This window comes from Pseudomonas sp. SCB32, assembly GCF_009189165.1.
Lineage (GTDB): Bacteria > Pseudomonadota > Gammaproteobacteria > Pseudomonadales > Pseudomonadaceae > Pseudomonas.
In genome coordinates this window covers 83,494-102,975 of sequence record NZ_CP045118.1, presented here as the reverse complement: position 1 = coordinate 102,975, position 19,482 = coordinate 83,494, and the positions used below count along the sequence as shown (strand labels likewise).

The window sequence follows — 19,482 nt, the reverse complement described above, 5'->3', positions numbered from 1 at the left end:
ATGACCTTTTCCATCGTTGGACGCTGCGCCGAAACCGGCCAGCTGGGTATCGCCATCAGCTCCTCGAGCATTGCCGTGGGCGCCCGTTGCCCCTGGGTTCGCGCCGGCGTCGGCGCGGTCGCCACACAGAACGTCACCCTGCCGGCCCTCGGCCCGCAGATCCTCGACCTGCTGGAGACCGGCCTGGAGCCGAGCGCGGCGCTGGACAAGGCGCTGTCGAGCAACGGCTACAGCCAGTACCGCCAGGTGACGGTGATCGACCAGCACGGCAAGGTCGCGCTGTTCACCGGCAGCGAAGCGCTGGGCGTGAACCACGCGGTGGCCGGCGAGAACTGTGTGGCGGCGGGCAACCTGTTGTCCTCCACGTCGATCATGGAAGCCATGACCCGCGCCTTCGAGCAGGCCGATGGTTGCCTCGCCGAGCGCCTGCTGGCGGCCATGCAGGCGGCGATGGCCGCTGGCGGCGAAGCCGGCCCGGTGCATTCGGCGGCCATGAAGGTGGTTGGCGATCTGGTATGGCCGATCGTCGACCTGCGCGTAGACTGGGCTGACGAGGCGCCGATCGATGAGCTGGAGAAGCTCTGGGTCGCCTACAAGCCGCAGCTGCAGGACTACCTCACCCGCGCCCTCGACCCGACCAAGGCACCGAGCTACGGCGTGCCGGGCGACGAGTAACGCGGTTCAATGGGTCCCCGCGTTCGCGGGAATGACACGGAATTTCAACGCCCCCGTCACTCCCGCGAACGCGGGAGCCCAGCAGATACAATCCAGGGTGGATCACCCGGTCGGGTAATCCACCACTTATTTGCAGGACCCGACCATGTCTTCCAGCCGTGAAATCCTCGCCAAGCTGATCGCCTTCGACACCGTCAGCCGCAACCCCAACCTGGCGCTGATCGAATACATCCGCGACTACCTCGCCTATCTGGGCGTCGAGAGCGAGCTGTTCTTCGATGCCGAAGGTGGCAAGGCCAACCTCTACGCCACCCTCGGTCCCAAGGATCGTGGCGGCGTGTGCCTGTCCGGGCATACCGACGTGGTGCCGGTGGACGGCCAGGCCTGGACGGTCCCGCCGTTCGAGCTGACCGAGCGCGACGGCCGCCTCTACGGTCGTGGCACGGCGGACATGAAGGGCTACATCGCCAGCGTGCTGGCGGCGGTGCCGGCCTTCCTTGCCCAACCACTGCGCCTACCGGTGCACCTGGCCTTCTCCTACGACGAGGAAGTCGGCTGCCTGGGCGTGCGCTCGCTGATCGCCGCGCTGGAGCAGCGTGAGCACAAGCCGATGGTCTGCATCATCGGCGAACCCACCGAACTCAAGCCGGTGCTCGGCCACAAGGGCAAGCTGGCGATGCGCTGCAACGTACATGGCGCCGCCTGCCACTCGGCCTACGCGCCGCAAGGCGTGAATGCCATCGAGTACGCGGCGAAGCTGATCGGTCGCCTCGGCGAGATCGGCAGCCAACTGGCCGAGCCTGCGCGCCACGACCCGCGCTTCGATCCACCCTACTCCACCGTGCAGACCGGCGTGATCAACGGCGGCCGCGCGCTGAACATCGTGCCCGCCGAATGCCAGTTCGATTTCGAAGTACGCGCGCTGCCCAGCGATGACCCGCAGCAGGTCGCCGATGACCTGCGCGAGTACGCCGAGGCGGAGCTGCTGCCGAAGATGCGCGCAGTGAAGGCCGAGGCGGACATCCGCTTCACCCCGCTGTCCGCCTACCCGGCGCTGGCCACCGACCCGCAGACCGAGGCGGCCGACCTGATCGCCCTGCTCAGCGGCTCCCGCGAGTTCTCCACCGTGGCCTACGGCACCGAGGGCGGGCTGTTCGACCAGGTTGGCATTCCCACTGTGGTCTGCGGACCGGGCAGCATGGACCAGGGGCACAAGCCGGACGAGTTCGTCAGCCTGGAGCAGTTGGCCAAGTGCGATGAAATGATGGGGCGGCTGGCGGAGTGGCTGCGTAGCTGACCGTAGGATGGGTAGAGTGCAACGAAACCCATCGAGCCCATGCGCCGTGACCGCATGGGTTTCGCTTCGCTCTACCCATCCTACAATCCCTGCAAAGAAACCTCAGGCAAACGCCGCCCGCAACTCGTCCATGCTCGCAAAGTAATGTGCCGGGCTTTCCGCCAGCAGCTCTTCGCGGCTGCCGAAGCCATAGCCGACACCGGCAGCGGACAACCCATTGCGGTGGGCGCCGATCAGGTCGTGCTTGCGGTCGCCGATCATCAGCGTCTGCTCAAGGTCCAGCTTCTCGATGCCCAGCAGGTGCTCGATCAGCTCGACCTTGTTGGTGCGGGTGCCATCCAGCTCGCTGCCGTAGATCACCTTGAAATGCCTGGCGAAGTCGAAGTGGCGGGCGATCTCCGCCGCGAACACGGTCGGCTTGCTGGTGCAGATGTACAGCGTGCGGCCCTGGCCACCGAGCAGTTGCAGCAGCTCGCCAACGCCGTCGAACACCTTGTTCTCGTACAGCCCGGTGTCCTTGAAGCGCACGCGGTAGTGGTTCACCGCTTCCCAGGCGCGCGCCTCGTCGAAGTCGTAGGTGCTCATGAAGCACTGCAGCAGCGGCGGGCCGATGAAGTGTTCCAACTGGCTCAGGTCGGGCTCGTCGATGCCCAGTTGGGCGAGGGCGTACTGGATCGAACGGGTGATGCCTTCACGCGGGTCGGTGAGGGTGCCGTCGAGGTCGAAGAGGATATTCTGGTAATGCATGGGATCAGCGTCCGGCCGCGAAAGTCGGGCGGCAAGGATACTGTGCATGGTCGCCTGGGCGAAGCCTCGGGCGCCGAACGTCATCCTCAGGGCGCGTAACCCTGGCCCTGGCGCAGTACACGGGTGCCTGCACCAGCATCGATCGGCGGGGGCGGCGTAGCGCCGAAGGACTGCACCTCTTCGCTACCGCTCTGCTCCTCCACCGGTTGCGACAGCCTGCCCGTCAGGCTTTGCTCGACCCGGGCACCGAGGTAATTGGCACCCGCCATCACCCCACCCTGCGGGTCGCGCATCAGCGCCAGCCACTGTTCGTCGAAAGCGGCGTTGATCTCCTTGCGCAACTGGGTTTCCACCTCGGGCCGGTCATGGTCATTGCTGTTGAGGCTGAACAGGGTGAAGGCCACCGAGATGATCGAACCCGCGACCTTGCCGGCAGCGCTGGCGACCACCCCGGCGATGCTGCGGTCCCTCAGCTCGGATACCAGCTTGGCACTGGTGCGCTCGGCCACCGGGGACACCCCGCTGACCTTGGTGCCGGCGCCCGCCTTGCCCGCCGCCGCGCGAATGGCCTGCATCAGCGCGGCGAAGGCCGGCAGCTTGCCGACGTCCTTGGCGCGCACCACGTCATAGAGCGAAGCGTCGCGGCTCGATGGCGGACCGAGGGAGATCGCCGGAATGCCCTTCAGGTGCTCGTCGAAGGCCTTCTGCGGCACACCATGGCGCTGGGGAATCGCGTTGAGCCCCTCCGCCAGCGCCCCGACATAACGCCGGGCGGCCGTTTCCATGATGGAGTCGGGATCGAGTTCCTTCGCCACCGGCACCAGCACCTGCTGGTGGTATTCCTCCTGCAGGTAGGCCGCCAACCGGTCCACCGTGGGATCGAGATTGCCCTCGGAGCCCATCTTGTACCAGGCGACCTTCATGCTCAGCCATTGCTGCGTCCAGTAGCTGGAAAACCAGGGGAGGAACTTGCTGTCGGTGCGCTGGTAGACCAGGTCCATCCAGTGCTCCATGGCGCCTTCGGCGTAGGTGCGGGCCTGGGAGGTGGCGGAAAGAGAGGCGGCGCCGATGTCGGCATCCACCTGCTGCCAGGTGCTCTGGCTGACGGGGACTACAGGCTCGGGCTGGCGATGGGAACAACCGGCCAGCGCCAGCAGGACCAGCGCGATGACACCACCCCGCCGCCAGGGCGACCAGATGGCGCTGGAGAAACGCAGACTGTTCATGGCCACTCGCCGGCTCGACGGCGTCCGAAGGACCTGCCGCCCGCTCACGACCCCGGCCGGGCACACGTTGGCGTCCGGTCGCCCAACATTCAGTATACGGCTGCGGGCTCGCGTCAGCGGGCCGTCCAGCGGTTGCCGGCAAACGCCGCGCCACCCGCTGGACGGGCGGAAATGCTTAAATTGCCTCTCTCTCCAGCGACCCGACAAGGACGGTCGATGAAATCCCTGCTGCTCCCCTGCCTGTTGCTCGCCGCCGCCCCCGCTGGCGCAGCGTTCCACATCGAGCCGATCAAGGCGACCCATCCCAACGGTTCCCAGTACAGCTTCCCGCGGCTCACCGACCCGACACCCGCCGCGCAGAACATCAACACCTGGCTGCAGGCGACCAGCCTGCAGAAGTTGCCCGGGCACTACCGGAAGGTGGCCTTCGAGGACATCTGGCCACAGGAGGATGACGGCTGGCAGGGCATCACCAGCCTGGACTACACCGTCACCAGCAACGAGCCGGGATTCCTCAGCCTGAGCATCGGCTCCGAGTACATGGCCGCCTATCCGTCGCAGAACACCCAGAGCTACAACTTCGATGCCCGCAGCGGCCAGCCGATCCTTCTGCGCGACCTGTTCAGCGCCGACGGCCTGCAGTGGTTGCGCCAGCAGGCCAGCCAGCAGCGTACGCAACGCATCGAGGATTTCCTCGCGGGCAAGACGGTGGGCAAGGACATCCATCTGCGCAGCGACCCGGAAGAAGCCCAGGCGCAGCAGCAGATCTACCAGGAATGCCTGCCCTACGTGCGCAAGGACGATCTGGCCCACAACGAGGTGCAGCTGGGAAAGGACAGCCTGACCCTGGTCGGTGTGCACTGCGCACCCCATGTGTCCCAGGCACTGGACGACCTCTGGGACCACAGCAATGCATGGCGCTATGACAGCCTGGGCGGGCAGCTCAGCAACTATGGCCGTTGCCTGCTGATCGACCAGCGCACCGACTGCGCGCGCGATGGCGCACCGCCATCGGCCGGCATATGGCGTGGCAGCCTCGACGGCCGCTTCCCGATCACCCTGGTGCTGGAGCGCGAGGAGTCCGACGGCAGCGTGAGTGGCAGCTACTTCTACGACAAGTACGCCCGCTACATCGAACTCGATGGCCAGCGGGACGCGCAGGGTGGCCTGCAATTGCGCGAGTCCGGCCCGCCGCCCGCCACCTTCGTGCTCAGCCCGAGCGGCGCCGGACTGTCCGGCACCTGGCAGCAGGACGGCAAGCAGGCGCTGCCGATTGACCTGCGTTGACCCCGGCCGCCCGCGCGGCGGCTAGTCTGTAGCGCATCGTCACAAGGAGTCCGCCATGACCGACACCCCACCCATGCCCCGGATGGAGCGCCACTGCCGTGCTTGACCGCTTTGGCCTGCTGGAAGTGATGCGTGCCTCGCGCCTGACCCAGTTCCCGATCAGCCCCGTACTGCGCGAAACCCATGGCCTCAAGGGACGCCTGAGCTTCTTCCTGCTGCTGGCCGGCGCCCTGTTGTTCACCTTCGTCAGCCTCGACCAGGACATCCGCGCCAGCGGCACCTCGCTGCAGCCGGGCTGGCCGATGCTGGTGCTGGTCGTCACCCTGCTGGTGGCGCTGGGCTTCGAGTTCATCAACGGCTTCCACGACACCGCCAACGCGGTGGCCACGGTGATCTACACCAACGCCCTGCCGCCGCGCTTCGCGGTAGCCTGGTCGGGGGTGTGGAATTTCCTCGGCGTGCTGTTCTCCAGCGGTGCCGTGGCCTTCGCCATCGTCTCACTGCTGCCACTGAACCTGCTGCTGAAAGTGGATAGCAGCGCGGGCCTGGCGATGATCTTCGCCCTGCTGATCGCCTCGATCCTGTGGAACCTCGGCACCTGGTGGCTGGGGCTGCCAGTGTCCTCGTCGCACACGCTGATCGGCTCCATCGTCGGCATCGGCCTGGCCCACGGCGCGATGGCCGGGCACCTGGGCCTGTCCGGCAGCGCCTGGTCGCAACTGCTGACGGTGGGTTATGCGCTGCTGTTGTCGCCAGTGGTCGGCTTCGTCAGCGCCTTCATGCTGCTGCGGGCGATGAGCGCGAGTATCCGCAATCGCGCGCTGTTCCACTCACCCGAAGGGCGCACGCCGCCGCCCTGGTGGATTCGCGGATTACTCATCGTCACCTGCACCGGGGTTTCCTTCGCCCACGGATCGAACGACGGGCAGAAGGGCATCGGCCTGATCATGCTGATCCTGATCGCCACCGTTCCCCTGGCCTTCGCGGTGGATCGCGCCCACAGCCCCGAACAGACCCGCCAGCTGCTGAGCCTGGCCCAGGCCAGCCAGGCGCAGCTGCAGCATGCCGGCAGCGCGGTCAGCGGCGATCCGCGCCAGGTGCTGCTGGCCTACCAGCAGGACCCACGCGTCGGGCCGGACCTGCTGCCGTCGCTGGGCATCGTCATCGGCGATGTCGCCACGCGCCTGGAACGCTATGGCGAGATGGCGAAGATCCCCGGCGACGAGGTGCAGGACCTGCGCAACGACCTGTACCTGAGCCTGGAGACCATCCGCCTGCTCGACGACAGCGAACAACAGATCGAGCTGGAAACCTGGAGCACGCTGCAAGCCCTGCGTACCGAGGGCGAGCAGACGATTCGCTTCATCCCCGTGTGGGTGAAAGTGGCCGTCGCCCTGGCGCTGGGCCTGGGCACCCTGGTGGGCTGGCGGCGTATCGTCACCACCGTGGGCGAAGGCATCGGCAAGACGCCGCTGACCTACGCCCAGGGCGCCGCTGCGCAACTAGTGGCGATGCTCACCATCGGCGCGGCGGACGGCTTCGGCCTGCCGGTGTCGACCACCCACGTGCTGTCTTCCGGTGTGGCGGGCACCATGTCCGCCAATGGCAGCGGCCTGCAGTGGCCGACCATCCGCAACATGCTGCTGGCCTGGGTGCTCACCCTGCCGGCGGCCATCGGGCTGGCGGCGGGGCTGTACTGGGTGTTCGCGCGGGTGCTGTGAGCCACATGCAGACGGAGTCTGCCTCTACATTGATTTTGGATCCCCGCGTTCGCGGGGAAGACGATTGCGGAGCGCGGTGCATGACATCGTCACTCCCGCGAACGCGGGACAGCGCTTGCGCTGAACGCACTTCAGTGCGGCCCGAAGGGTGAGCGTAGCGAATAGCCCAAAAGACAGTTGCTCCTACATGAAGCTCTGCCCTCACCCTCTCCCTTAGGGAGAGGGTGAGGGCACAGGCACGAATTTATCCTGCGGCGGGCCCCAACCATCCGGCAGTTCGCGCTGGCTGTGGAAAACTCCGTGGATTACTGTATTTATATACAGCATTCCTTCGGAGCTATCCCACATGACCTCCACGCTCCCACCCCGCGGCCGTGGCACTGCCAGCAATCCGCACAACCGCTTCGCGCCGACCACTTCGGTGCCTGTGGATAACGATTGGTTCGATGAGGTCCCCAAGCCCCAGGTGACCGAGATCCGCACCGAACTGGCGAAGTCGGTGATCTCCCGCAACCAGTCGCCGGACCTGCCCTTCGACCGCTCGATCAACCCCTATCGCGGCTGCGAGCACGGCTGCATCTACTGCTACGCGCGACCCAGCCATGCCTACTGGGACCTGTCGCCGGGGCTGGATTTCGAGACGAAGCTGATCGCCAAGACCAACGCTGCCGAGGTGCTGGAAGAAGAGCTCAACAAGAAGGGTTACGTCTGCGCGCCGATCAACCTGGGCGCCAACACCGACCCGTACCAGCCCATCGAGCGCCAGCAGCGGCTGACCCGGCAGATCCTCGAAGTGCTGCTGCGCTTCCGCCATCCGCTGACCATCGTCACCAAGGGTTCGCTGATCCTGCGCGACCTCGATCTGCTCAGCGAGCTGGCGAAGCAGAACCTGGTCCGGGTGTTGATCAGCCTCACCACCCTGGACGATGAACTCAAACGCATCCTCGAACCCCGCGCCGCCGCGCCGTCCGCGCGCCTGCGGGCGATCCGCGTGCTGCGCGAACAGGGCATTCCGGTGGGAGTGCTGTGCGCGCCGATGATCCCGATGATCAACGACCACGAGCTGGAAGCCTTGCTGGAAGCGGCGCACGATGCCGGCGCGCAGAGCGCCAACTACATTCTGCTGCGCCTGCCGCGCGAGGTCGGGCCGTTGTTCGAGGAATGGCTGGCGGCACACTACCCGCAGCGCGCCAATCATGTGATGAGCCTGATCCGCCAGGTGCGCGGCGGGGACATCTACGACAGCCGCTTCGGCCATCGCTTCCGTGGTGAGGGGCCATTCGCCCAGCTGCTGGCCAAGCGCTTCGATGTCGCCCTGCGCCGCCTGGGGCTGGAACAGCGCAGCAGCCTGAGCCTGGATTGCACGGCCTTCGCGCCTCCGCGCAGCCAGATGAGCCTGTTCTGACTCCCCGTGCATGAGCCCGGATGAAGCATCGTGCAAAAAACCGTCACGAAGCGCTGGCAGGGTTTTGCTTTACGCTTTGTCCCATGGGATTCCGACAGACTTCCGGGAGGCAACTCCAGAGGATTTTTCCGTCAGGTTGTGCCTTTTCGCCTATGGGAGATCGTCGGCAAGCATGGGAAAAAATTCGTCGTCACTCTTCGAGGCTCATACATGAACGATAAAACGCACGGTGAAGGGCAGGCCCACGAGAGCGCGGACGAGGCGCTGCAGCGAATCGTCGATGGCTTCCAGCACTTCCGCCAGGAAGTGTTCCCGCAACAGGAAGCGTTGTTCAAGAAGCTGGCCCACGCACAGAATCCTCGCGCGATGTTCATTACCTGTGCCGACTCGCGCATCGTCCCGGAGCTGATCACCCAGAGCTCGCCGGGCGACCTGTTCGTCACCCGCAACGTGGGCAACGTGGTACCGCCCTACGGCCAGATGAACGGCGGCGTGTCGACGGCCATCGAGTTCGCGGTCATGGCGCTGGGCGTGCAGCACATCATCGTCTGCGGCCATTCCGACTGCGGCGCGATGAAGGCGGTGCTGGACCCGCAGACCCTGGAAAGCATGCCGACGGTGAAGGCCTGGCTGCGCCATGCGGAAGTCGCCCGCACCGTGGTGGCGCAAACCTGCGGCTGCGCGACCCATGAGCACCTGGGCATACTCACCGAAGAGAACGTGGTGGCCCAGCTCGACCACCTGAAGACCCACCCGTCCGTAGCCGCTCGCCTGGCCAGCGGCCAGCTGTTCATCCACGGCTGGGTGTACGACATCGAGACCAGCGAGATCAAAGGCTACGACGCCGAGCAGGGTCGTTTCCGCCCGATCGATGGCGAAGGCCCGATCCCCATGGCCACGCCGCGCCCGCGCTACCTGCCGCGCTGACGGCCCTTGCGGGGCGGCCGGCTGCGCATGAGCGGTCGCCCCGGCTCAGGCATTGCGGTGGCGTGCAGCCCTACAAGGCGCTCCGCTCACCCGCCCCGACTCCGGTAATGCCGGAGTTGCTTCCCTGTTTTCCGCAGTCGCCGCTCTAGCGCAGGCGCAGTTCCACGCCGAACTGCCGGGACAGGCACGGCCACTGCTGCCAGGCCATCACCACCTGCGGGTCGTTCAGACGCGCGCGGTAACCCCGTGCCGCATCCGAGCTGAAGGTGCCTTCATCGAGCATGCCGTCGACCGCGTGGTGTACGGCCTCGTCCAGCTGGTTGGCAAAGGGTTCGCCGATCAGCTGGTGTGCCACCAGGTTGGCCACCGTGGTATCCAGCGGGATCAGCGGCTGGTTGAAGTGGGCGATGTAGCGATCGTTCACCTCTTCCACCAGGCGGTGGGCGAGGTACGCCTCGTCCAGCAGGGCGTCGAGGCCGTCGTGGCCGTTGAGCAGCGCCGGCGGGGTGAGGAAGAACTGTTCGGCCAGCTTCAGGACCGGCTTGATCCGCTCCTCGATGCCGGCCTCGCGCGCCACGCTGGCGGCAGCATCGAGGAAGTCCGGCACCTGCTCGATATAGGCATGCACGAAACGGGTGAGGGTGCCGCTGGGGTCTTCTCCGGCCAGGGCGATGCTCGGGTGCAGGCCTTCGAGCTGGGACTGGATCAGGCGGGCCAGATGACCGTGGCGGGACTCGAGAAGATGGGCGTTCTGGATCAGCTCACGCAGCGCAGCGGTATTCATGACAACTCCAAGACAACGGGGTTTGGAAAATGAAGAAAGACCTTAGCCGGCGTCCGGCTGCAGCTAAGACGCGATTGTCATAATCGTGAAGTGTTTATGCCGTCCTGGTATATCACCCCGCCATCATGGTACTCCAAAGCCGCGCAGGCCGTGGCTTTGAGATCACTCTTCGGTCTTTAGAGAAGGTTTTTTACTCTGCATTGTTATGTCGCGCCCCCTGTCTATACTCCGACTCGACACACGAAAGAACCTGATGGACCCGGCCTGCCCTGCGTGCTGCCGAGGTAAGACGGTCAAAGTAAGTTGTCTTGGCGGTCCCTCCCTTGGCCGTTGGCGAGTTCAGGCGCGCAATCCCTCTGGAATGGGGGTTAGCCGCAAGAGCGCAATGCCGGCGGGATAAAAACAACGATAAGGGGAACCCGAATGCTGCGACATCCACGAGTCTGGATGGGCTTCCTTTTGCTCTTGGCTTTTAGTCAGGCAAACGCCGCCTGGACGGTCAACATGGCCCCCGGTGCGACGGAAGTCAGCCGTAATGTCTTCGACTTGCACATGACCATCTTCTGGATCTGCGTGGTCATCGGCATCATCGTCTTCGGTGCGATGTTCTGGTCGATGATCGTCCACCGCCGGTCCACCGGGCAGCAGCCCGCGCATTTCCACGAAAGCACTACGGTGGAAATCCTCTGGACCATCATTCCCTTCCTGATCCTGGTGGTGATGGCCGTTCCGGCCACCAAGACCCTGATCCACATGTACGACACCTCGGAGCCCGAGCTGGACGTGCAGGTCACGGGCTACCAGTGGAAGTGGCAGTACAAGTACCTGGGCCAGGACGTGGAGTTCTTCTCCAACCTGGCCACCAGCCAGGACCAGATCCACAACAAGGCCGACAAGGACGAGCACTACCTGCTCGAGGTGGACAATCCGCTGGTGCTGCCGGCGGGGGTCAAGGTGCGCTTCCTGGTGACCTCCAGCGACGTGATCCACTCCTGGTGGGTACCGGCCTTCGCGGTCAAGCGCGACGCCATTCCCGGCTTCGTCAACGAGGCCTGGACCAAGGTCGACAAGCCCGGCATCTACCGCGGCCAGTGCGCCGAGCTGTGCGGCAAGGACCACGGCTTCATGCCCATCGTGGTCGACGTGAAATCCAAGCCCGACTTCGACAAGTGGCTGGCCGAGCGCAAGGAAGAAGCCGCCAAGGCCAAGGAGCTGACCAGCAAGGAGTGGACCAAGGACGAGCTGATCGCCCGTGGCGACAAGGTCTACCACACCATTTGCGCGGCCTGTCACCAGCCCGAAGGCCAGGGCATGCCTCCGATGTTCCCGGCGCTCAAGGGTTCGAAGATCGTCACCGGGCCCAAGGAGCACCACCTGGAGACCGTGTTCAACGGCGTCCAGGGCACGGCCATGGCGGCCTTCGGCAAGCAGCTCTCGGAAGTGGACATCGCTGCGGTGATCACCTACGAGCGCAACAGCTGGGGCAACAACGACGGCGACATGGTGACCCCGCAAGAAGTGGTCGCCTACAAGCAGAAGCAAAAATAAGGAGGCCGCGATGAGTGCTGTGATCGATCACCCCGACCATTCTCACGCCGGCGACCACCACCACGGCCCCGCCAAGGGCCTGATGCGCTGGGTCCTGACCACCAACCACAAGGACATCGGCACCCTGTACCTGTGGTTCGCCTTCTGCGCCTTCCTGCTCGGCGGCTCGTTCGCCATGGTGATCCGCGCCGAACTGTTCCAGCCGGGCCTGCAGATCGTCGAGCCGGCGTTCTTCAACCAGATGACCACCATGCATGGCCTGGTGATGGTCTTCGGTGCGGTGATGCCGGCGTTCGTGGGCCTGGCCAACTGGATGGTGCCGCTGATGATCGGCGCGCCGGACATGGCCCTGCCGCGCATGAACAACTTCAGCTTCTGGCTGCTGCCGGCGGCCTTCGGCCTGCTGGTGAGCACCCTGTTCATGCCCGGCGGCGGCCCGAACTTCGGCTGGACCTTCTACGCGCCGCTCTCCACCACCTTCGCGCCGCACAGCGTGACCTTCTTCATCTTCGCCATCCACCTGATGGGCATGAGTTCGATCATGGGCGCGATCAACGTGATCGCCACCATCCTCAACCTGCGCGCACCGGGCATGACCCTGATGAAGATGCCGCTGTTCGTCTGGACCTGGCTGATCACCGCGTTCCTGCTGATCGCCGTGATGCCGGTGCTGGCGGGCTGCGTGACGATGATGCTGATGGACATCCACTTCGGCACCAGCTTCTTCAGCGCGGCCGGCGGCGGCGACCCGGTGCTGTTCCAGCACGTGTTCTGGTTCTTCGGCCACCCCGAGGTGTACATCATGATTCTGCCGGCCTTCGGCGCCGTCAGCTCGATCATCCCGGCCTTCAGTCGCAAGCCGCTGTTCGGCTACACCTCGATGGTCTACGCCACCGCATCGATTGCCTTCCTCTCCTTCATCGTCTGGGCGCACCACATGTTCGTGGTCGGCATCCCGCTGGTGGGCGAGCTGTTCTTCATGTACGCGACCATGCTGATCGCCGTGCCCACCGGGGTGAAGGTGTTCAACTGGGCGTCGACCATGTGGCAGGGTTCGCTGACCTTCGAGGCGCCGATGCTGTTCGCCGTGGCCTTCGTCATCCTGTTCACCATCGGTGGCTTCTCCGGCCTGATGCTGGCCATCGCCCCGGCGGACTTCCAGTACCAGGACACCTACTTCGTGGTGGCGCACTTCCACTACGTGCTGGTGCCCGGCGCGATCTTCGGCATCTTCGCCTCGGTGTACTACTGGATCCCCAAGTGGACCGGGCACATGTACGACGAGACGCTGGCCAAGCTGCACTTCTGGATGAGCTTCATCGGCATGAACATGGCCTTCTTCCCGATGCACTTCGTGGGCCTGGCCGGCATGCCGCGGCGTATCCCGGACTACAACCTGCAGTTCGCCGACTTCAACATGGTTTCGTCCATCGGCGCCTTCATGTTCGGCACCACGCAGCTGCTGTTCCTGTTCATCGTCATCAAGTGCATCCGCGGCGGCAAGCCGGCTCCGGCCAAGCCGTGGGACGGCGCCGAAGGGCTGGAGTGGACCATCCCGTCGCCAGCGCCGTACCACACCTTCGCCACGCCGCCCGAGGTGAAATGACGAGTCTTGCGTAGGAGCGGACTCCGTCCGCGATCGGCTCCCGCCATGCACGGAGCCCGCCCCTGCGAAAGGAGGATGACGAGATGAGCGACGGCAATATCGAAACGCGCAAGCTGGTGACCCGGCTGATCATCGCCGTGGTCGCCATGTTCGCCTTCGGCTTCGCCCTGGTGCCGCTGTACGACGTGATGTGCAAGGCACTGGGCATCAACGGCAAGACATCCGGCAGCGCCTACCAGGGCGACAGCCAGGTGGTCGATCAGTCGCGCGAAGTGAAGATCCAGTTCGTCGCCAACAACAACATCGACATGGTCTGGGAGTTCCACCCCGAGGCCGAGCAACTGGTGGTGCATCCGGGCGCGGTGAACCAGATGCTGTTCGTCGCCCACAACCCCACCGACAAGCCGATGACCGCCCAGGCGATCCCGAGCATCGCGCCGTCAGTGGCGGCCACCTACTTCCACAAGACCGAATGCTTCTGCTTCACCCAGCAGGTGCTGCAGCCGGGTGAGCGCATCGAGATGCCGGTGCGCTTCATCGTCGACCGCGACCTGCCCAAGGATGTGCGTCACCTGACCCTTGCTTACACGCTGTTCGACATCACTGCCCGCAAGCCACCTGTGGCCAGCAACACGCGCTGAAGGGCAAAGGAGAACAAGAGAGATGGCAACCCACGATCCCTATTACGTCCCCGCGCAGAGCAAGTGGCCGATCATCGCCACCATCGGCATGCTGGTGACGATGTCCGGCGTCGGCACCTGGATGAACGACATGAGCGCCGGCAAGGCGCAGTCCCACGGCCCGTGGATCTTCTTCGCTGGCGGCCTGATCCTGGCGTACATGCTGTTCGGCTGGTTCGGCAACGTCATCCGGGAAAGCCGCGGCGGCCTGTACAGCCCGCAGATGGACCGCTCGTTCCGCTGGGGCATGAGCTGGTTCATCTTCTCCGAGGTGATGTTCTTCGCCGCCTTCTTCGGCGCGCTGTTCTACGTGCGCCACTTCGTCAACCCGTGGCTGGGCGGCGAGGGCCACCACGGCATCTCGCACATGCTCTGGCCGCAGTTCGAGACCGGCTGGCCGCAGTTGAACAACCCGGACAACAAGCTGTTCCCGCCGCCCAAGGAAGTGATCGATCCGTGGAAGCTGCCGCTGATCAACACCCTGCTGCTGGTCAGCTCCAGCTTCACCGTGACCTTCGCCCACCATGCGCTGAAGAAGAACCATCGCGGCCCGCTGAAGATGTGGCTGGCGCTGACCGTGGCGCTGGGTGCCTGCTTCCTGGTCCTGCAGGCCTACGAGTACCACGAGGCCTACACCGAACTGGGCCTGACCCTGGGCTCGGGCATCTACGGCGCGACATTCTTCATGCTCACCGGCTTCCACGGCGCCCACGTGACCATCGGCGCGATCATGCTGAGCATCATGCTGATCCGCATCCTGCGCGGGCACTTCGACGCCGACAAACACTTCGGCTTCGAGGCGGCCAGCTGGTACTGGCACTTCGTCGACGTGGTGTGGGTCGGGCTGTTCACCTTCGTTTACGTGCTTTGAGCGCGCACACCCTGTAGGAGCGAGCTTGCTCGCGAACCGCCTGATGCTTCTGCTTCAGGGAGAAAGATTCGCGAGCAAGCTCGCTCCTACAAAAAAGCGGTATCAGAAATGCCAGGGAGCGGGGCTGGTCAGTTGACCGCTGAAGAAGCCCCAGGCGATGAGGGCGATGGTCAGGGCAGCAAGGACGACACGAACGGTCAGGGCATTGACCACTCGCGAACCATGTCCCTCGTCCTTGACCAGAAAGAACAGACCGCTGAACAGACTGACGACGGTCGCCAGCAACAACAGGACGATCGCAGCTTTGAGCATTACCGGCCTCCTGTCCGCAGGGGGACTGGGGTTAAGGGGGATGTCTTGCATTATAGCCAGCACGCTACCCAGCACCGACCGGGTCGCGCCACGCGCGCCTTCCGGCCCGGCATTGCGCCGACCCTGGTGGTGCTCGCGCTGCTGCCGGTGCTGATCGGCCTGGGCTGCTGGCAACTCTCCCGCGCCACCGAAAAACGCCTCCTGCTCGCCGCAGCCGACACCCAGCGCCAGCAGGACCCGGTCTCCGTCGCCGACCTCGCACGCCAGCCGCCGCGCAGCTATGTGCGTGTACGCCTGCAGGGCCAGCTCGACGCCGAACACACCGTGCTGCTGGATAACCGCACCCGCGACGGCCACGCCGGCGTCGAGGTGCTGCAACCCTTCTATGACCGCGTGGGCCACCAGTGGCTGCTGGTCAATCGCGGCTGGGTGTTCTGGACGGATCGTCGCACGTCGCCGCAGATCGACACCCCCAGCCACGACCTGCTGCTGGATGCCTGGACGTACGTTCCCCTGGCCGCCCCGAAAAACACCGCGGCAGTCGCCGGCTGGCCACGCCTGGTCACCCAGGTGGACGCCCCCGCCCTGTGGGACCAACTCGGCCGCGAAGGGCTGCCGCAGGAGGTCCGCCTGGAACCGGGCGACGCCGCTTTCGACACTGACTGGCCGATCGTCGCCATGCCCCCGGAGCGCCACGTCGGCTACGCCGTGCAGTGGTTCGCCCTGGCTTTCGCATTGACCGGCCTCTACCTCTACCTCGGCATCCGTCGCGCACGGGAGACCCTCGATAATGACCGCCAGCATGACTCTGAATGAGCAGCCAGCCCGCCGCCGTGGCCGTCTGCAGCTGATCCTGATCCTCTGCGTGACCCTCGGCCCGATGATCCTCGCCACCGCCATGTACAAGCTGCAGTTCTGGGTGCCGCAAGGCCGCAGCTACCACGGCGACCTGATCGCCACCGGACAGACCCCGGCCGACCTCGGTGTGCAGGCCGACAAGGCGAGCGAGCGCTGGCAACTGCTGGTCACCGCCCCGGAGACCTGCGCCAGCGACTGCCAGCAACTGGTCTACCTTGCCCGCCAGATCAACATCGGCCTGGGCCGCGAGGCCAGCCGCGCCGAACATGTGTTCGCCTTCGCCAAGCCGCTGCCGGCCGACTTCACCGGCCTGCTCGACAAGGATTACCCGCGCCTGCAACGCCTGGGCCTAACACCGACCCAGCACACTGGCGCCAAGCCGCAGCTGTGGATTGTCGATCCCCACGGCAACCTGGTGCTGCGCTACGACGCCGGGACCGACGGCAAGTCGATCCTCAAGGACCTGCAGCTGCTGCTGAAGATTTCCAATATCGGTTGAGACATTGCCGGTTGAAACATAGCCGGCCGAACCATCGCCAGCCCCCATAACAACAAGATCGGGAGCGACGCATGATCCAGGCAACACGCAAACCCGCCTTCTACGTGGCTGTCCTGGCGACAGCACTGGCCTTCGTGGTGATCCTGCTGGGCGCCTATACCCGCCTGACCCACGCCGGCCTCGGCTGCCCGGACTGGCCCGGCTGCTACGGCTTCGTCCATGTGCCGACCAGCGAGGCACAGCTGGCCCACGCCGAGATGCGTTTCCCCGACGCGCCAGTGGAAGCGCAGAAGGGCTGGAACGAGATGATCCACCGCTACTTCGCTGGCAGCCTCGGCCTGCTGATCCTCGGCCTGGCGATCCATGCGCTGGTCCGTCGCGGGCGTGACGGCCAGCCGCTGCGCCTGCCGCTGCTGCTGCTCGGCGTGGTGATCGCCCAAGCGGCGTTCGGCATGTGGACCGTCACCCTCAAGCTCTGGCCGCAGGTGGTCACCGCGCACCTGCTGGGCGGCTTTACCACGCTGTCGCTGCTGTTCCTGCTCAGCCTGCGCCTGTCCGGTGCCTTCGCCCCGCTGCAACTGCCCTCGCGCCTGCGCGCCCTCGCCGCCTTCGCCCTGCTGCTGGTGATCGGGCAGATCGCCCTCGGCGGCTGGGTCAGCAGCAACTATGCGGCGGTGGCCTGCGTCGACCTGCCGATGTGCCACGGCCAGTGGTGGCCGGACATGGACTTCGCCAACGGCTTCCACCTCACCCAGCACATCGGCCCGAACTACCTCGGTGGCCAGCTCGACAGCGACGCCCGCACGGCGATCCACATGACCCACCGCATGGGCGCATTGTGCGTGACCGCGGTGATCCTGCTGCTGGCCTGGAACCTCCAGCGCCACGGCCTTATCGGCATCACCGCGCTGATGCTGCTGGGGCTGTCGATACAGATCGGCCTGGGCATCAGCAACGTCCTGCTGCACCTGCCGCTGCCGGTGGCGGTGACCCACAATGGCGGCGGCGCCTTCCTGCTGCTGATGCTGGTACTGGTGAACTACCGGGTGCGCGCACCGGCGACCCGGCGCGTCGAGCTGCCCGCCATCAGCCCGATCACCCTGGACGCCCTGGAGCGCCCGGTGGCCTATCCCTCTCAAGGTTGAGCACGACGGCCGGCACCGAGGTGTGCCGGCCCCATTCACCCAGTCAGCACGAACACGGAGAAATGACCATGGCCAGCGTCATCAGCACTTCCAGCCAAGCCAGCTGGCGCGACCTGCTCGAACTGACCAAACCCAAGGTGGTCCTGCTCATGCTGATCACCTCGCTGATCGGCATGCTGCTCGCCACCAAGGCCGGCGTGCCCTGGCAGGTGCTGGTGTTCGGCAACCTCGGCATCGGCCTGTGCGCCGGCGGCGCGGCCGCGGTGAACCACGTGGTGGACAGGCGCATCGACTCGATCATGGCGCGTACCCACAAGCGCCCGCTGGCCGAGGGCCGCGTCTCCCCGCCCATCGCGCTGGGCTTCGCCATGCTGCTGTCGGTGGCCGGGATGGCGGTGCTGCTGGTGTTCACCAACGAGCTGACGGCCTGGCTGACGCTGGCCTCGCTGCTGGGCTACGCGGCCCTCTACACCGGCTTCCTCAAGCGCGCCACGCCGCAGAACATCGTCATCGGCGGCCTCGCCGGCGCCGCCCCGCCGCTGCTGGGCTGGGTGGCGGTAACCGGGCAGGTGTCCGCCGAGCCCCTGCTGCTGGTGCTGATCATCTTCGCCTGGACCCCGCCGCACTTCTGGGCGCTGTGCCTGCACCGCAAGGACGAGTACGCCAAGGCGGACATCCCGATGCTGCCGGTGACCCACGGCGAGCACTACACCAAGCTGCACATCCTGCTCTACACCCTGGTGCTGTTCGCCGTGACCCTGATGCCCTTCGCCATCCACATGGCCGGGCTGGTCTACCTGCTCGCCGCGCTGGCCCTCGGCGCGCGCTTCCTCGACTGGGCCTGGGCGCTCTACTGCGGCAGCCGGCCCCATGCGGCGATCAAGACCTTCAAGTACTCTATCGCCTACCTGTTCCTGCTGTTCATCGCGCTGCTGGTGGACCATTACCTGCCGCTGCACGTGAACTACTGAGGCTTCGTAGGATGGCGTAGAGCGCAGCGAAACCCATCGACTCCATGCACCGACAGCATGGGTTTCGCTTCGCTCTACCCATCCTACGCTGAGCGCTCCTCTGACCCACGAGAACCCCATGTCCCGAGTCAACAAGACCGTCTTCATCCTCGTCGCCATCGTCGCCCTGATCCTCGGCCTCACCATCCACAAGGTGATCACCCAGCGCCACCAGCTCGACCCGACCGTGCTGCTCGACGCCGGCATCGTGATCCTGCCGCAGACCCGCAACGTACCCGACCTTAGCTTCCAGGATCAGGACAGCCAGCCGTTCCAGACCTCCAGCCTGAAGGGCAAATGGTCCCTGCTGTTCTTCGGCTACACCTTCTGCCCGGACGTCTGCCCCACCACCCTGGCGCAGCTGCGCGAGCTGCAAACCAAGCTGCCACCGGAAGCACAGAAGAATCTGCAGGTGGTGTTCGTCAGCGTCGACCCGCACCGCGACACCGCACCGCGCCTCAAGGAATACCTCGGCTTCTTCAACGCCGGCTTCAAGGGCATCACCGGCTCGGAAGAGAACGTGCAGAAGCTGGCCAACGCCATGAGCATCCCCTACATCCCGGCGGACACCAGCAAGCCCAACTACACCGTCGACCACAGCGGCAACCTGGTCATCATCGGCCCGGACGGCACCCAGCACGGATTCATCCGCGCCCCGCTGCACAACGACAAGCTGGCAGCCCAGTTGCCCAGCGTGATCAGCGCGAACAACTGATCCCCGCGACACTACGCCTCACCCCCGACGGCCACCCGATAACGGTGGCCGTTGTTTTTTCCGTGTCATTCCCACCCCGGCAAGACAACCGCGAACTTTCTGCTAAACCTCATCCTTAGGCTCTGATCCGGTGCAATGCGCGGACTTGAAGCCTTCCAAGGTATTTCCT

19 protein-coding genes are annotated in these 19,482 nt (G+C 65.4%); 15 read left to right on the top strand and 4 right to left on the bottom strand.

Annotated features, from left to right (window positions below; all coding sequences use genetic code 11):
* Both GA645_RS00505 and argE read left to right on the top strand, forming a co-directional pair.
* Nucleotides 1-675, top strand: a complete 675-nt coding sequence (locus tag GA645_RS00505; RefSeq protein WP_152218926.1) for a DUF1028 domain-containing protein — start codon at nucleotides 1-3, stop codon at nucleotides 673-675.
* 145 nt (nucleotides 676-820) lie between these two features.
* Nucleotides 821-1,972, top strand: a complete 1,152-nt coding sequence (gene argE / locus GA645_RS00500; RefSeq protein WP_152218924.1) for an acetylornithine deacetylase — start codon at nucleotides 821-823, stop codon at nucleotides 1,970-1,972.
* A gap of 102 nt (nucleotides 1,973-2,074) precedes the next feature.
* Here argE and GA645_RS00495 read toward each other — a convergent pair whose 3' ends face one another.
* Both GA645_RS00495 and GA645_RS00490 read right to left on the bottom strand, forming a co-directional pair.
* On the bottom strand, nucleotides 2,075-2,719 hold the full coding sequence (locus tag GA645_RS00495; protein ID WP_152218922.1) for an HAD family hydrolase: 645 nt from the start codon (nucleotides 2,717-2,719) through the stop codon (nucleotides 2,075-2,077).
* Between the two features lie 86 nt (nucleotides 2,720-2,805).
* Nucleotides 2,806-3,945: a hypothetical protein gene (locus GA645_RS00490; protein WP_152218920.1), complete on the bottom strand. Its 1,140-nt coding sequence runs from the start codon at nucleotides 3,943-3,945 to the stop codon at nucleotides 2,806-2,808.
* A gap of 216 nt (nucleotides 3,946-4,161) precedes the next feature.
* Here GA645_RS00490 and GA645_RS00485 point away from each other — a divergent pair, with 216 nt between their 5' ends.
* From GA645_RS00485 to GA645_RS00470, 4 genes are all read left to right on the top strand, one after another.
* The gene (locus GA645_RS00485; RefSeq protein WP_152218918.1) at nucleotides 4,162-5,232 is read left to right on the top strand and encodes a hypothetical protein; all 1,071 of its coding nucleotides are present in this window, start codon (nucleotides 4,162-4,164) and stop codon (nucleotides 5,230-5,232) included.
* 128 nt (nucleotides 5,233-5,360) lie between these two features.
* Nucleotides 5,361-6,953 carry an inorganic phosphate transporter gene (locus GA645_RS00480; protein ID WP_372239823.1) on the top strand — a complete coding sequence of 531 codons (1,593 nt, stop codon included), beginning with the start codon at nucleotides 5,361-5,363 and terminating at the stop codon, nucleotides 6,951-6,953.
* A gap of 346 nt (nucleotides 6,954-7,299) precedes the next feature.
* Entirely contained in the window at nucleotides 7,300-8,358 is a 1,059-nt protein-coding gene (locus GA645_RS00475) for a PA0069 family radical SAM protein (protein WP_152218914.1), read from the top strand.
* A gap of 210 nt (nucleotides 8,359-8,568) precedes the next feature.
* Nucleotides 8,569-9,285: a carbonic anhydrase gene (locus tag GA645_RS00470; RefSeq protein ID WP_152218912.1), complete on the top strand. Its 717-nt coding sequence runs from the start codon at nucleotides 8,569-8,571 to the stop codon at nucleotides 9,283-9,285.
* A 145-nt stretch (nucleotides 9,286-9,430) separates the two neighbouring features.
* On the opposite strand, the gene GA645_RS00465 is transcribed toward GA645_RS00470, so the two are convergent.
* Nucleotides 9,431-10,069 carry a hypothetical protein gene (locus tag GA645_RS00465; RefSeq protein ID WP_152218909.1) on the bottom strand — a complete coding sequence of 213 codons (639 nt, stop codon included), beginning with the start codon at nucleotides 10,067-10,069 and terminating at the stop codon, nucleotides 9,431-9,433.
* Nucleotides 10,070-10,492: 423 nt separating this feature from the next.
* Here GA645_RS00465 and coxB point away from each other — a divergent pair, with 423 nt between their 5' ends.
* The 4 genes from coxB (at nucleotide 10,493) to GA645_RS00445 (ending at nucleotide 14,774) form a co-directional block, all read left to right on the top strand.
* Nucleotides 10,493-11,617 carry a cytochrome c oxidase subunit II gene (coxB, locus tag GA645_RS00460; RefSeq protein WP_152218907.1) on the top strand — a complete coding sequence of 375 codons (1,125 nt, stop codon included), beginning with the start codon at nucleotides 10,493-10,495 and terminating at the stop codon, nucleotides 11,615-11,617.
* Between the two features lie 10 nt (nucleotides 11,618-11,627).
* Nucleotides 11,628-13,223 carry a cytochrome c oxidase subunit I gene (gene ctaD / locus GA645_RS00455; RefSeq protein ID WP_152218905.1) on the top strand — a complete coding sequence of 532 codons (1,596 nt, stop codon included), beginning with the start codon at nucleotides 11,628-11,630 and terminating at the stop codon, nucleotides 13,221-13,223.
* Nucleotides 13,224-13,306: 83 nt separating this feature from the next.
* Nucleotides 13,307-13,864 carry a cytochrome c oxidase assembly protein gene (locus GA645_RS00450; protein WP_152218903.1) on the top strand — a complete coding sequence of 186 codons (558 nt, stop codon included), beginning with the start codon at nucleotides 13,307-13,309 and terminating at the stop codon, nucleotides 13,862-13,864.
* A gap of 22 nt (nucleotides 13,865-13,886) precedes the next feature.
* Nucleotides 13,887-14,774, top strand: a complete 888-nt coding sequence (locus GA645_RS00445; RefSeq protein WP_152218901.1) for a cytochrome c oxidase subunit 3 — start codon at nucleotides 13,887-13,889, stop codon at nucleotides 14,772-14,774.
* 102 nt (nucleotides 14,775-14,876) lie between these two features.
* Here GA645_RS00445 and GA645_RS00440 read toward each other — a convergent pair whose 3' ends face one another.
* Nucleotides 14,877-15,086 (bottom strand): twin transmembrane helix small protein, encoded by a 210-nt coding sequence (locus GA645_RS00440; protein WP_152218898.1) that lies wholly within the window; start codon nucleotides 15,084-15,086, stop codon nucleotides 14,877-14,879.
* A gap of 45 nt (nucleotides 15,087-15,131) precedes the next feature.
* Here GA645_RS00440 and GA645_RS00435 point away from each other — a divergent pair, with 45 nt between their 5' ends.
* The 5 genes from GA645_RS00435 (at nucleotide 15,132) to GA645_RS00415 (ending at nucleotide 19,313) form a co-directional block, all read left to right on the top strand.
* Complete coding sequence (locus tag GA645_RS00435) at nucleotides 15,132-15,902, top strand: SURF1 family protein (RefSeq protein ID WP_152218896.1); 771 nt, start codon at nucleotides 15,132-15,134, stop codon at nucleotides 15,900-15,902.
* Nucleotides 15,877-16,443, top strand: a complete 567-nt coding sequence (locus tag GA645_RS00430; RefSeq protein WP_152218894.1) for a hypothetical protein — start codon at nucleotides 15,877-15,879, stop codon at nucleotides 16,441-16,443. The genes GA645_RS00435 and GA645_RS00430 overlap by 26 nt, the downstream gene beginning before the upstream one ends.
* 71 nt (nucleotides 16,444-16,514) lie before the next feature.
* A complete protein-coding gene (locus GA645_RS00425) occupies nucleotides 16,515-17,588 on the top strand; it encodes a heme A synthase (RefSeq protein WP_152218892.1) in 1,074 nt (357 codons plus the stop codon).
* Nucleotides 17,589-17,656: 68 nt separating this feature from the next.
* Entirely contained in the window at nucleotides 17,657-18,559 is a 903-nt protein-coding gene (gene cyoE, locus GA645_RS00420) for a heme o synthase (protein WP_152218890.1), read from the top strand.
* A 118-nt stretch (nucleotides 18,560-18,677) separates the two neighbouring features.
* Nucleotides 18,678-19,313, top strand: coding sequence for an SCO family protein (locus tag GA645_RS00415; protein ID WP_152218887.1), 636 nt, complete (start codon nucleotides 18,678-18,680; stop codon nucleotides 19,311-19,313).
* Nucleotides 19,314-19,482 lie beyond the last annotated feature (169 nt).

Coding starts and splice junctions, on each gene's coding strand:
- GA645_RS00505 (WP_152218926.1), top strand. CDS start 1: ATGACCTTTTCCATCGTTGGACGCTGCGCCGAAACCGGCCAGCTGGGT.
- argE (WP_152218924.1), top strand. CDS start 821: ATGTCTTCCAGCCGTGAAATCCTCGCCAAGCTGATCGCCTTCGACACC.
- GA645_RS00495 (WP_152218922.1), bottom strand. CDS start 2,719: ATGCATTACCAGAATATCCTCTTCGACCTCGACGGCACCCTCACCGAC.
- GA645_RS00490 (WP_152218920.1), bottom strand. CDS start 3,945: ATGAACAGTCTGCGTTTCTCCAGCGCCATCTGGTCGCCCTGGCGGCGG.
- GA645_RS00485 (WP_152218918.1), top strand. CDS start 4,162: ATGAAATCCCTGCTGCTCCCCTGCCTGTTGCTCGCCGCCGCCCCCGCT.
- GA645_RS00480 (WP_372239823.1), top strand. CDS start 5,361: ATGCGTGCCTCGCGCCTGACCCAGTTCCCGATCAGCCCCGTACTGCGC.
- GA645_RS00475 (WP_152218914.1), top strand. CDS start 7,300: ATGACCTCCACGCTCCCACCCCGCGGCCGTGGCACTGCCAGCAATCCG.
- GA645_RS00470 (WP_152218912.1), top strand. CDS start 8,569: ATGAACGATAAAACGCACGGTGAAGGGCAGGCCCACGAGAGCGCGGAC.
- GA645_RS00465 (WP_152218909.1), bottom strand. CDS start 10,069: ATGAATACCGCTGCGCTGCGTGAGCTGATCCAGAACGCCCATCTTCTC.
- coxB (WP_152218907.1), top strand. CDS start 10,493: ATGCTGCGACATCCACGAGTCTGGATGGGCTTCCTTTTGCTCTTGGCT.
- ctaD (WP_152218905.1), top strand. CDS start 11,628: ATGAGTGCTGTGATCGATCACCCCGACCATTCTCACGCCGGCGACCAC.
- GA645_RS00450 (WP_152218903.1), top strand. CDS start 13,307: ATGAGCGACGGCAATATCGAAACGCGCAAGCTGGTGACCCGGCTGATC.
- GA645_RS00445 (WP_152218901.1), top strand. CDS start 13,887: ATGGCAACCCACGATCCCTATTACGTCCCCGCGCAGAGCAAGTGGCCG.
- GA645_RS00440 (WP_152218898.1), bottom strand. CDS start 15,086: ATGCTCAAAGCTGCGATCGTCCTGTTGTTGCTGGCGACCGTCGTCAGT.
- GA645_RS00430 (WP_152218894.1), top strand. CDS start 15,877: ATGACCGCCAGCATGACTCTGAATGAGCAGCCAGCCCGCCGCCGTGGC.
- GA645_RS00425 (WP_152218892.1), top strand. CDS start 16,515: ATGATCCAGGCAACACGCAAACCCGCCTTCTACGTGGCTGTCCTGGCG.
- cyoE (WP_152218890.1), top strand. CDS start 17,657: ATGGCCAGCGTCATCAGCACTTCCAGCCAAGCCAGCTGGCGCGACCTG.
- GA645_RS00415 (WP_152218887.1), top strand. CDS start 18,678: ATGTCCCGAGTCAACAAGACCGTCTTCATCCTCGTCGCCATCGTCGCC.